Source organism: Dactylosporangium sp. CS-033363 (assembly GCF_050942475.1).
In the GTDB taxonomy this organism is placed as follows: domain Bacteria; phylum Actinomycetota; class Actinomycetes; order Mycobacteriales; family Micromonosporaceae; genus Dactylosporangium.
In genome coordinates this window covers 5,427,340-5,439,759 of sequence record NZ_CP192032.1, presented here as the reverse complement: position 1 = coordinate 5,439,759, position 12,420 = coordinate 5,427,340, and the positions used below count along the sequence as shown (strand labels likewise).

Genomic DNA, 12,420 nt, shown 5'->3' with positions numbered 1-12,420 from the left:
TCGATACTATGTGGTGTGCCGGACGAGCAGCCCGAACACGTGTTCCCCTTCCCCCGTCCGCGGCGGTTTGTCCGCCTTCTGGCGCTACCCGCGCTGCTGATCGCCGCGTTGACCGGGTGTGGCGCGGACCCTGGTGATGCGGCGGCTCCGGCCTCGGGGGTGCCGACGCCGCAGCCGGTCACGCCGTCGGCCTCTGATGTCGCTTTTGCTGATCCGGTCGGGGCGGCGTCCTCGCCGCCCGCGGTGGCCGCGGCTCCGACGACGGCGGCGACGACCCACCCGACCGCGGGTGCGCCGCCGAAGCCCCCGGGCAACGGCGGCGGTGGCGGGACGCCGGGCAAGGAGCAGACCCCGGCCAACGACGCGGCGCGGCTCAAGTCGCTGCCGGCGAACACGACGCAGGTCGTGATCGTGCAGTCGCCGAGCCAGTCGGCGACGACCGCGACCCTGCAGGCGTACGCGAAGTCGGGCGGCGCGTGGCAGCCGGTCCTCGGGCAGATGCCGGCGCGGCTGGGCTCGAAGGGCTTCAGCGACGCGAAGCGGGAGGGCGACCGCACGACGCCGGCGGGGGTGTTCGCCTTCGACGGCACCATGTACGGGATTGCCGCCAACCCTGGCGTGCGCTACCGCTACCACCAGGTGGGGCCGGACGACTGGTGGAACGAGAACAGCGACTCGCCGGGGTACAACACGTTCAGTCACGGCCCGAACCCGGGCGGGCCGAGCGAGGCGCTGTGGGAGATCAGCCCGCAGTACACGCACTTCGCGGTGATCCGCTACAACATGCCGGCGACGCCCGGGCGGGGGAGCGGGATCTTCCTGCACCAGTCGAACGGGAACAGCACGCTGGGCTGCGTGAGCCTGGCCCAGTCCGACCTGACGGCGGTGCTGCGCTGGCTGGACCCGGCCGCGAACCCGCGTATCGTGATGGCGCCGACGGCGTGGCTGGGCCGCTACTGACCCGACGTGGCTCGTCGCGGCTCGGCGTTCGGCGCCGAACTGTTCCTGGCGCAGCGTTGCTCCTGGCGCCGAGTTGTTACGGGTGCCGGCGACCACGGTGTGTGACCGCCCCGGAATTACCCGCATTACGATTACCGGTAATCCAATAATCCAGTAATCCAGCAATCGCGCCGGGCTGCCCGGCGCGATTGGGCGCGGCTCGATGCTCGGCGGCGCCGCCCCAACCGACCTGTTCGGCCGGCCCGTTCGTGCGCGCTGTTCGTGTTCGGCGGATGAGTGCGCCCGGCAATCCGGCGAACTCCTCAGGGCGCCAGCAGCGAGCCGAGGAGTTTCCGGTCGGCGTCCGGCAGCGCGTACGCGCTCGCCGGATTGCGTGATGCGTAATCCGACTCCGGCGCGCCGGCGACCCAGTGCACCGGCCCCCAGAACAGCGCGTCGTCGGAGACCGCCCGCGAGGCCACCACCGCGGTTGCCGATTCGTCGGGAGCGCCGAGCGTCCGCATCGCCGCCGAGAGCAGCGCGACAGCCTCCGATTCGACGGCCTCCGACGCACCGAGCCGCTGTGGGGCATCGCGTTCGAGGGCGCCGCGATCGTCGTGGGCCGGCGTATCGGCCGCCGCGTCGCCGAGAGCCGCCGCGTCGCCGAAGGCCGGGGCGAGCAGCAGGAGCGTCTGGGCCCGGCGTACCGGATCGGGCTGCCGGGCGGCGACACCGGCCAGCTCCGGCCAGGACAGGCCCGGTCCCCGCTGGTGGCCCTCCACGCTGGCGATCTCGAGGTACTTCCGGCCCGATCCCGGCAGCACCAGAGCGTCGCCGGCCCGCCGTACACCGGATTGCCGGTTTCAGGCTGACGCCTAGCTTCCTAGGACGCCATAGGGAGCGTGGCGGAGCCACGCCAGAAAGAACCAGCCGCTACGCGGCAGGGCCCCGTCCGGGGACCGGCTCCACCGCGGCCGCCAGGCCCCGGGCGAGCCCGGGCTGCATGAGCACGTCGGTGCTGTCCACGAACTGGTCGATCGCCCCGACCCGGGAGCCGCCCGGCGCCAGGGCCTCCGCGAACCGGCCCGCGTCGATGACGGGGAAGGGGCGGTCGAAGTACGGCCGGCGGCTCGCGTTCACCGGGTACGTCAGCCGCAGCCGGTTCTGCCAGGCCCCGGCGGCCTCGTAGGCGTCGCACAGCGCCGACTGCCGGTCCTCCGCGTCGTCCGCCGCCAGCGCCTCGGCCAGGGCGTCGGCGATCGGGGAGATGTCCGGCAGCGCGGCGAACGCGGAGCCGAGCCACTTGGTGTACGGCGGGTACCGGCGGGCCAGCAGCAGGCACAGCCGCATCACGTCCCGGCTCAGGCGCGCGGCGGTGATCCGGCTGCCGAGGTCGTCGTCCATCTCCGCGGCGCGCCCGACGAACGCCTCCTCCTGGGCGATCCGAATCCACTGCGCGGCGAGGATCCGCTTCCACAGCTGCTCCGGGTACCACGCGAGGTGCGCCCGCAGCGCGGTGAGCTCGCCGAGGTCGTCGTGGTAGACGGCCCCACCGGTCGCCTCGGCCAGTTTCTGCGTCGGGGTGGCGAGCCAGTCGGTATCGGCAATCGAAAAACGGGCGTCGAAGCCGAGGTGTTCCCGCGACCAGGTGGCGACGTCGGCGATGACGACCCGATGGTGGACGGGGCCGGTCGTGGTCGCGGTCATGACGCGGACCCGCTCGTCGGGCGGTTCGAAGCTGGTCGGCCACCCGTGTACCTCCCGCGGCAGCCGCGAACGCAGCAGCGCCGAGAGCGCCGGCGCGTCGACGGCGGCCGTGTCCACGAACAGTTCGAGCCGCGGGCCCCAGTCGTGGTCGGCCGAGCGCGCGGTGTCGAAGCCGAGCACCTCGGAGCCGGGCCCGAGCCGGGCGGCGGCATGGGGAATGGACCCGAGCAGCGGCCGCACCCCCTGCTCGTAGAAGTCGCGGCAGAGCTGCAGTCCGGGGACGAAGGTGGGTGCCACCCGCGAAACAGTAAGGGGTCGGCCGCGTACCGGCCGACCCCTTTACCGCCAGAGCGCTACTGCTTCAGGCCGCGCGAGACCGCCTCGATGATGGCCGGGCGCAGCTGGGCGGCGCTGATGATGGCGTCCACCGAGCCGACGTCGACGGCGCGCTGGATGCTGTGCACGCGGTCGAATTCGCTGGCGACGGCGCCGAGCATCTCAGCCCGTACCGACGACTGCACTTCTGCCAGGCGGGCATTCAGTGCTGCCCGGGCGGCGCCGGATGCGGCCGACACCTGGGCCTGGAGGTCGGTGACGCGCGGGTCGGTGCTGGTGCGGTTGTTGACCTCGCCGGCGAAGACGACCGCGGCGGCGGGGGCGCCGCCGAGCACCGACGCGAACGAGCCTTCGAGGGCCAGGACGGTCATGTTGGGGTTGAGGGCCTTGGAGAACACGACGAACGCGCCGCCGTGGTAGCGGGAGATGACGCAGAAGACGATCGGGCCGTCGAAGTTGACGATGGCGCGGCCGATCTCGGCGCCGTACTCGAGCTGGAGTTTGCGCATCGACTCCGGGGAGCCGTCGAAGCCGGACAGGTTGGCCAGCACGACGAGGGGCCGGTTGCCCGACGCGGCGTTGATGGCGCGGGCGACCTTCTTCGAGGAGCGGGGGAAGAGGGTGCCGGCGGTGTAGGTGTCGGGGCCGTCGGTGGGCGGGAAGCCGGTGCGGGGCACGGAGCGGGACTCGATGCCGACGAGGCAGACGGGCCAGCCGCCGAGGCGGGCGTCGGTGACGACGGCGGTGTCGGCGTCGGCCATGCCGGCCCAGCGTTCGAGGACCGGGTGGTCCTGGTCGGCGAGGGCGCGCATGACGGTGCGGATGTCGAAGGCCTTCTTGCGGTCGGGGTTGTGGGCCGCGGAGAAGATCTGGCCGACGGTGGTGAAGTCGCTGCCGGCGACGGTGTGCGGGAACGGCGACACGTCGCGGTCGGCGGGGTCGCTGGTGGGGGCGCGGCGGGGGCCGGGTTCGCCGGGGACGATGTAGGTGTGGTCGTAGTGGGCCATGAGCACGTCGCGGGCGCCGGCGAGGTTGGGGGCCCAGTACTGGGCCTGGCCGTTGGGGCCCATGACCCGGTCGTAGCCGCCGATGCCGTAGTTGTCCTCGGCGGAGACGCCGCCGGAGAAGTCCAGGGCCTGCTTGCCGGTGAGGACCATGGCGGAGTCGGGGGTCATGACGAGGATGCCCTTGGTGTGCATGAGCATCGTGGCCTCGGCGTTCCAGTACGGCTGGGCGCCGACGTTGATGCCCGTCACCACGATGTTGATCTCACCGCCGGCCTGGGTGAACGTGACGATGCGTTTGAGGGCGGCGGCGACCCAGTCCATGTTCTCGGTACCGGATGACATGGAGATGCGGGCGCCGGCCGACAGCGCGAACCATTCGAGGGGCACCTGGAGCTGTTCGGCGAGGTCGAGGGCGGCGATGACGCGGCTGCACTCGGGTTCGGACAGGGCGCCGAGGGCCTTGGTGGGGTCGCCGAGGAGCACGACGCGGGTGACGCCTTCGGGGTGGCGGGGGGTCGGGGTGGACACGACGCCGGCGATGATGGCGGCGCTGTTGCGGCCCTTGGGGCGCTGCACGGGCGCGAGGACGCCGTGCGCGTCGAGGTCGTGTTCGGTGAAGCTGCCGCCCTGGCCGGCGAGCAGGCCGGTGAGCTCGTACGGGTACACGTTGCCGCGCCGCGCCGCCCGCAGGACCTTCTGCCGGTAGTCGTCGAGGGGCTGGACGGGTTCGGTGGTGGGCTTGTCGACGGTGAGGGTGGCGCCGTGGCCGGGGTCGAGGGCGATGCGGACGGCGACCTCGGACAGTTCGCCGGCGGCGTTGCGCTGGCGGGCGAGGAACTGGACCTCTTCGAGGCCGGCGCCGGCGGTGGTGGGCAGGAGCCGCTGGACGAGGGTCTCGATCTCCTCCTGCGTGAGCTCGGTGGCCGGCCAGACGTACATCATGATCCGGTTGGTGTCGAAGCGCTTGTTCTGGGGCCGCTGGGCCTGGATGTTGCGGATCGCGTCGAGGCAGCCGGTGGTGGTGTCCTCGAGGGCGGGGAGGGCGACGAGGCGGCCGTCGGCCTCGCGCAGCGCGGTGAGGTCGCGGACCTGGCCCATGGCGATGAGGCGCTCGTCGGCGGGGTTGGTCTTGGCGACGGCCTTGAACAGGTAGATCTCCTCGTCCGCGGACGGCAGGCGGGTGAGGTCGAACTCGCGGAGCCGGTACAGCTGCAGGCGGTTGGCGATCTGCGGGTGCAGGCCGCGGATGAGGCGGTCCTCGGCGAACGTGCCGCCGTCGGGGCGGAACGTGAAGTGGTGGTGCATGACGGCGCCGGTGGTGCCGGCGACGGTGATCGTGATGCGCCGCACGCCGGCGGGCTGCGGGTGGGCGGCGAGGAGTTCGCCGAGCCGGTCGCCGATGGTGGCGGCGTCGGGCTGGTCCTCCCACGCCACATAGATGTCGGCCACTACACCACGATCAAACGCCGCGTCTGTACCGTGTGCTGTCCTGCTGTCGCCGCTGGTCGCCGGTGCGGTGGGGAAACCGTGTTCGGCGTGCTCGGTCGCGAAGGCGGCGATGGTGTCCAGGGCGGCGGGCAGGGTGGCGATGTCGACGGCGGTGGTGACGACGCGGGTGCGCCCGGTCCGCCCGGCGTGGTCGGCGGTGACGAACCGGCCGCCGGTGGTGTCCTGCGCGGCGACGTTGGACAGTCCGCGGTTGCCGTAGTAGCGGCGGGTGAGGACCTCGAGGAGGGGGGCGTGGTCGCGGCCGGGGCGGCCGATGCGCTGGCCGATGAGCCGGACGAGGGGTTCGGCGCTGGCGACCATGGACTGGATGCGTTCGGCGCGGTCGGCGGCGCCGGGGTTGCGGTCGAGGTGGCGCAGGTGGGTGCGGACGGTGACGTACACCTCGGCGCGGGTGCGGCGCAGCAGCGGCTGGGCGAACCAGCGGAAGACGATGCCGCGGGCCAGGTCGGACACGGCCGGGAAGCGGACCTGGGTGGCCTCGATGAGGTGTTCGAGGGTCAGGCCGGCGGGTTCGGCGAGCGCTTCGACGGGCAGCGGGCCGGCGAGCCATTGGCGCAGCAGTTCGGAGACGATGGCGACGTCGGTGGCGGTGCGCTGCTGGGCGAGGAAGATCCGGAAGACGGCGGCTTCGAGTTCGGGGGTCCGGTCGAGGCTGTCGACGCCGTAGTGGGCGAGGACCTTGGTGAGGCGGGCCTGGAAGGTGGCGGGGACGCCGGCGCGTTCGACGTCGAGGCTGCCGAGGTAGCGGTGGAAGTACTCGCGGGGGGAGTGCACGGCGGTGTTGGGTTCGCCGCCGATCTCGCCGCCGGGGGTGTTGCGGGTCAGTTCGGCGAGGTCGGCGAAGACGGTGAGCAGTTCGACCTCGCCGGGGGCGGGCCGGGCGCCGTTCTCGCCGCGGGCCTGCAGGTAGCGGGCGAGGGTGCGGCCGCGGTCGTGCGGGTCGGTGTCGAAGCCGAGCAGCAGGGCGCGCAGGTCGGCGAGGCCGGCGGCGAGGCGTTCGGTGACGGTCGCGGCGGTGTCCTCGGGCGGCAGGTCGATGTCGACGGCGGTGCCGGCGGGGCCCTCGGCGGCCTGTTCGTCGTCGTCGCCGAGGGGTTCGAGGCGCATCAGGGGGGCGCCGGTCTCGACCTGGCTGCCGACGGCGACGGGCAGTTCGCGGACCCGGGCCCGGAACGGGGCGCGCAGCGCGGTCTCCATCTTCATGCTCTCCAGCACGAGGATGGGGGCGCCGGCTTCGACCTCGTCGCCGACGGCGACGGGGGTGGCGACGACGAGGGCGGGTGCGGGCGAGCGGACGACGCCGCCCTCGTCGCGGCTGATGCGGTGGGTGACGCCGTCGACCTCGACGAGGTGGATGGGGCCGTGGGTGGCGGAGACGAGCCGGAACCGGCGGCCGTTGACGGTGATCTGGCCGCGGTGCTCGTCGAAGCGTTCGAGTTCGACGTCGGCGGGGTGGGTGTCGGCGCCGGCGGTGATGCCGACGCGGTAGCGGGTGGGGCCGACGCGGGCGACGGCGACGCGGTAGCCGACGCCGCGGAGTTTGAGGTCGAGGGGGCGCCCGGACTCGTGCTGGACCTGGGGGCGGCCGCCGTGGGCAGTGGTGAGCAGCCGGCCGCGGGCGATCTCCTCCTCGTCCTGGTAGGCCTCGATGGCGGCGGCGGCCAGGGCGATCGCGGAGTGGCGGTGGTTGACGAGGCGGCCTTCGGCGCGGACGCGGTCGATCCAGCCGGTGTCGGCGGTGGCGTCGATGACCTCGGGCTGGTCGAGCAGGTCGATGACGAAGCTCTTGTTGGTGGCGCCGCCGTCGATGATGACGGTGGTCTCGGCCATGGCGCGGCGCAGGCGGGCGAGGGCCTCGTCGCGGTCCCGCCCGTACGCGATGATCTTGGCGATCATGGAGTCGAAGTCGGACGGGATGCTGTCGCCCTCGCTGACGCCGGAGTCGACGCGGATGCCGGGCCCGGCGGGCAGCACGAGCCGGGAGATCTTGCCGGGGGCGGGGGCGAAGTCGCGGTCGGGGTCCTCGGCGTTGAGCCGGGCCTCGACGGCGTGGCCGAGCTCGGCGGGGCGCTCGCCGTCGAGCTTGCCGCCGGAGGCGACGTGGATCTGCAGCTTGACCAGGTCGGTGCCGGTGGTGATCTCGGTGATCGGGTGCTCGACCTGCAGGCGGGTGTTGACCTCGAGGAAGGCGAAGAGCTTCTCGGTGGGGTGGTAGAGGAACTCGACGGTACCGGCACCGCGGTAGCCCACGGCGAGCGCGAGCCGTTCGGCGGCGCCCTTGAGCTCGGCGACCTGTTCGGGCCCGAGGACCGGCGACGCCGACTCCTCGATGATCTTCTGGTTGCGCCGCTGGACGGAGCAGTCGCGCACGCCGAGGGCCCAGGCGGTGCCCTGGCCGTCGGCGATGACCTGGACCTCGACGTGGCGGGCGCCGGTGACGAGCCGTTCGAGGAAGACGATGCCGGAGCCGAACGCGCGCAGGGCCTCGGCGCTGGTGCGCTCGTAGGCGTCGGCGAGTTCGGCGCCGTTCTCGACCTTGCGGATGCCGCGCCCGCCGCCGCCGGCGGTGGCCTTGAGCATGAGCGGGTACCCGATGCGCTCCCCGGCGGCCAGGGCGTCGTCGAGGGTGGCGACCTCGCCGCGGCTCCACGGGGCGACGGGGACGCCGACCTCCTCGGCGATGAGCTTGGCGCCGATCTTGTCGCCGAGCTTGCGCATGGCGTCGGCGGAGGGCCCGATGAACGTGATCCCGAGCCGGTCGCAGAGTTCGGCGAAGGCGGGGTCCTCGGCGACGAAGCCCCAGCCGACCCAGACGGCGTCGGCCTCGACGGCGCGCAGGGCCTGCTCGAGGAGGGCGTGGTTGAGGTACGGGCGGGCGGCGGCGGGCCCCAGGGAGTAGGTGAGGTCGGCCTCGCGGACGAAGGTCGCGGTGCGGTCGACGTCGGTGTAGAGGGCGACCGTCTCGATCCGCGTGCCGGTTTCCGCGGACAGGTCGCGCACGGCGTGGATGAGCCGCATCGCGGCTTCTCCGCGGTTGACGATGGCGATACGACTGAACACCGGTTGAGCCTCCTGGTTGAACCGCGACTTGCCCGCACATGTGCCGTACGCCCCGTGTTGCGGAGGCGCCCGGCCTACACCCTGCTTGATTACTGCCGAGTACACCAATGCGGCTGTCGACGCATCCTAGGCCCTCCCGCTTGTAGGGTTCCCACAACATTTCTTGCCGGTATCCAAGCCTCGTTCCTAGCGTCCTAGGACGCCTTAGGCAGCGTGCCTTGCGGCACGCCAAAACTATTAACGTTCGGCGCTACGCGCCGACCTGCACCAATACAAACAGGGGAGCCCGGACGGGCGCGCCTTCGTGGTTGCGGGGCTGCGCCTCAGGCGTCCGGGACGGGGATGAAGCCGCAGGGGAAGCCGGGACCACAGTCGCCCTCGTGGTCGAGGCCCCACAGGTACGTGTCCTCGCCGGTCATCATGCGCAGCAGGATGGTGCACTGCCAGGCGCGGGTGGTGCCGCCCCGCCGAGGTCCGCGGCGCCGGGCCAGGACCAGTCAGGCGGGTCGGGGACGAGGGAGTGCAGACCGTCGGCGCGCAGGTGGGAGCGGAGCCATCCGGCGCGGGTTCCGGCGTGGATGGCGCAGATGGTGGCGGTGTCGACCTGTTTGAGGACGCGCGCCTGCGGTGGGAGTGGCCGGCGGCCGAGCGGGGTGTGGACGGGCCAGTGGCCGAGGAGCGCCTTGGTGCGCGTCCACCGGGTCAGGGGCGGTGCTTCGCTCAGGCGGTTTCCCGCAGTGGGAGGACGACGGTGAAGTGGGTGTTGCCGGGTTCGGAGGTGACGCGGATGTCGCCGTGGTGTTTTTTGACGACGATGCGGTAGCTGATGTCGAGGCCGAGGCCGGTGCCTTCGCCGACGGGTTTGGTGGTGAAGAACGGTTCGAAGATGCGGGGGCGGACGTCGGGTGGGATGCCGGTGCCGGTGTCGGCGATGTCGACGGTGAGGCAGTCGCCGGTGGGGTCGAGGGCGGTGGTGATGGTGAGGGTGCCGGTGCCGTGCATGGCGGAGACGCCGTTGTCGATGAGGTTGGTCCAGACCTGGTTGAGTTCGGCGGCGTAGGCGGGGATGCGGGGCAGGTCGCGGTCGAATTCGGTGACGACGCGGACGCCCTGGGGGATTTTGGCGTTGAGCATGATGAGGGTGGCGTCGAGCAGTTCGTGGACGTCGACGACCTGGAAGGGGCCGCGGTCGAGCTGGGAGTACTGCTTGGCGGCGGAGACGAGGCCGGAGATGCGGCCGACGGCGTCGTCGATCTCGCCCATGAGCAGTTCGGTTTCGATGGTGTAGCAGAGCCAGCGGACGGCGGGTTCGAGGTCGAGGTCGCCGATGCCGTCGGCGACGCCTTCGAGCCAGGGCAGTTCGATGCCGCCGGCGACGAGGGTGGGTGCGAGGTCCCAGGCGCCGTTGACCTGGTGTTCGTCGAGCCAGTCGCCGATGGCGTCCTCGGCGTCGGAGATGTCCAGGGCGCTGCGTTTGGTGACGTTCTGGGCTTTCTTGACGGCGGCTTCCTGGAGTTCGACGAGGGTGTGGAGGCGTTCGCCGTCGAGGCGGCCGTCGGCGATCATGGCGAGTTTGTGGCGCATGCCGGCGACTTTGTCGCGCAGGACGGCGGTGGCGCGGACGGCGGCGGCGGCGGGGTTGTTGAGTTCGTGGGTGAGGCCGGCGGAGAGGCTGCCGAGGGCGAGGAGGCGTTCGCGTTCGGCGACGGCGTTGTTGCTGTTGCGCATGCCGAAGAAGAGGCCTTCGAGCAGGTGCATGGCCATCGGGAACCATTGGCGGATGACGGGCCCGAATTCGGCGGCGGGGACTTCGAGGACTTCGGCGTCGGTGATGGCGTGCATGGTGTTGTTGTAGACCTGGGCGACCTGTTCGCCGAGGTAGGCCTGGGTGGCGCCGCCGTAGACGCCGGCCTGGTCGGTGCGGGAGAGTTCGACGTCGTCGCCGCGGATGTTGCGGCTCAGGGAGACGGTGCCGGAGAGCAGGACGACGAAGCAGGTGGCGGGTTCGCCTTCGGTGTAGATGGCGTCGCCGGCGGGGTGGGTGACGGCCCAGCCGCGGGTGGCGATCCAGTCGAGTTTGTCGGTGTCGAGGGCTTCGAAGAGGAACAGTCCGCGCAGTTCGTCGGTGCTCAGGCGGCGGCCGTTGGTCATTGGGACTCCAGGAGGTACCGGTGGACGAGCGAGACGGCCATGGCGCCCTCGCCGACGGCGGAGGCGACGCGTTTGACGGAGTCGGCGCGCACGTCGCCGGCGGCGAAGACGCCGGGGATGGACGCTTCGAGGTGGTAGGGGTCGCGGGTGAGGCGCCAGCCGGGGGGTGGGCCGTCGCCGGTGAGCAGGTCGGGGCCGGTGAGGACGAAGCCGCGGGGGTCGCGTTGGACGGTGCCGTCAAGCCAGTCGGTGCGGGGTTCGGCGCCGATGAAGATGAACAGCCAGGAGGCGTCGACGGTGCGGCCGTCGCCGCCGTCGAGGGGGCGTAGTTCGAGGCGTTCGAGGTGTTCGTCGCCGTGGGCGGCGGCGATTTCGGTGCAGGGGTGGACCTGGATGTGTTCGACGTTGTCGATCTGGTCGATGAGGTATTGGGACATGGAGGCGTTGAGGTTGGGGGCGCGGATGATGAGGTGGACGCGTTTGGCGTAGCGGGAGAAGAACATGGCGGCCTGCCCGGCGCTGTTGGCGCCGCCGACGATGTAGACGTCCTGGTCGGTGCAGGAGGGGGCTTCGGTGGCGGCGGAGCCGTAGTAGACGCCGCGGCCGTGGAGGTCGGCGAGGCCGGGTGCGGTGAGGCGGCGGTAGGAGACGCCGGTGGCGAGGATGACGGCGTGGGCGGCGATGGTGGTGCCGTCTTCGAAGTGCAGGACGCGGGTGTTGCCGGCGGGTTCGAGGCGGGTGACGCGGCAGGCGGTGAGCAGTTCGGCGCCGAATTTGACGGCTTGGCGGCGGGCGCGGTCGGTGAGTTGGGCGCCGGAGACGCCGTCGGGGAAGCCGAGGTAGTTCTCGATGCGGCTGGATTGGCCGGCTTGTCCGCCGGTGGCGCGTTCTTCGAGCAGGACGGTGCGGAGTCCTTCGCTGGCGCCGTAGACGGCGGCGCCGAGGCCGGCGGGGCCGCCGCCGACGACGACGAGGTCGTAGAAATCGGTGGTGGGGGTGGTGGTGAGGCCGACGTGGATGGCGAGTTCGGCTTCGGTGGGGTTGAGGAGGGTTTTGCCTTCGGTGGTGATGACGAGGGGGACGTCGTCGGGGCTGACGCCGGCGGCGGTGAGGAGGCGTTGGCCTTCGGCGTCGTCGGTGGTGTACCACCGGTAGGAGATCATGTTGCGGGCGAGGAAGTCGCGGACCTTGAATGAGGGTGCGCTCCACCGGTGGCCGATGATTTTGACGTCGACGGAGGGCCGGTCGGGGGCGGCTTTCCAGGCGTCGAGCATGGCGTCGATGACCGGGTACAGTTTTTCTTCCGGCGGGTGCCAGGGTTTGAGCAGGTAGTGGTCGAGGTCGACGATGTTGATGGCCTGGATGGCGGCGTCGGTGTCGGCGTAGGCGGTGAGCAGGACGCGGCGGGCGCGGGGGAAGAGGTCCATGGCGGCCTCGAGGAACTGCAGGCCGTTCATTTCGGGCATGCGGTAGTCGGCCAGCAGGACGGCGACCTGTTCGCCGCGGAGTTTGAGTTCCTTGAGGGTGTCGAGGGCTTCGCGGCCGGAGTCGGCGCGGACGATGCGGTACTCCTCGCCGTACTGCCGGCGCAGGTCGCGGGCGACGGCGCGGGAGACGGCGGGGTCGTCGTCGACGGTCAAGATCGCTGGCTTGGCCATGCGGTCAATCCAACCACGCGATGGGCCGCGCGACGAATGTGACGGGGTTTACG

At 71.7% G+C, this 12,420-nt stretch carries 6 protein-coding genes; 1 reads left to right on the top strand and 5 read right to left on the bottom strand.

Annotation, left to right across the window (positions count from 1 at the left end):
- The first annotated feature begins 15 nt into the window (after nucleotides 1-15).
- Nucleotides 16-960: a L,D-transpeptidase family protein gene (locus tag ACQPZ4_RS25150; RefSeq protein ID WP_433065882.1), complete on the top strand. Its 945-nt coding sequence runs from the start codon at nucleotides 16-18 to the stop codon at nucleotides 958-960.
- Between the two features lie 302 nt (nucleotides 961-1,262).
- On the opposite strand, the gene ACQPZ4_RS25145 is transcribed toward ACQPZ4_RS25150, so the two are convergent.
- The 5 genes from ACQPZ4_RS25145 to ACQPZ4_RS25125 form a co-directional block, all read right to left on the bottom strand.
- Complete coding sequence (locus tag ACQPZ4_RS25145) at nucleotides 1,263-1,763, bottom strand: hypothetical protein (protein WP_433065879.1); 501 nt, start codon at nucleotides 1,761-1,763, stop codon at nucleotides 1,263-1,265.
- A gap of 109 nt (nucleotides 1,764-1,872) precedes the next feature.
- On the bottom strand, nucleotides 1,873-2,943 hold the full coding sequence (locus ACQPZ4_RS25140; RefSeq protein WP_433065876.1) for a DUF4037 domain-containing protein: 1,071 nt from the start codon (nucleotides 2,941-2,943) through the stop codon (nucleotides 1,873-1,875).
- Between the two features lie 56 nt (nucleotides 2,944-2,999).
- Entirely contained in the window at nucleotides 3,000-8,558 is a 5,559-nt protein-coding gene (locus ACQPZ4_RS25135) for a carboxyl transferase domain-containing protein (RefSeq protein WP_433065873.1), read from the bottom strand.
- A gap of 720 nt (nucleotides 8,559-9,278) precedes the next feature.
- Nucleotides 9,279-10,709 carry an ATP-binding protein gene (locus ACQPZ4_RS25130; RefSeq protein WP_433065870.1) on the bottom strand — a complete coding sequence of 477 codons (1,431 nt, stop codon included), beginning with the start codon at nucleotides 10,707-10,709 and terminating at the stop codon, nucleotides 9,279-9,281.
- Nucleotides 10,706-12,367, bottom strand: a complete 1,662-nt coding sequence (locus ACQPZ4_RS25125; RefSeq protein ID WP_433065868.1) for an FAD-dependent oxidoreductase — start codon at nucleotides 12,365-12,367, stop codon at nucleotides 10,706-10,708. The genes ACQPZ4_RS25130 and ACQPZ4_RS25125 overlap by 4 nt, the downstream gene beginning before the upstream one ends.
- Between the last annotated feature and the right edge of the window lie 53 nt (nucleotides 12,368-12,420).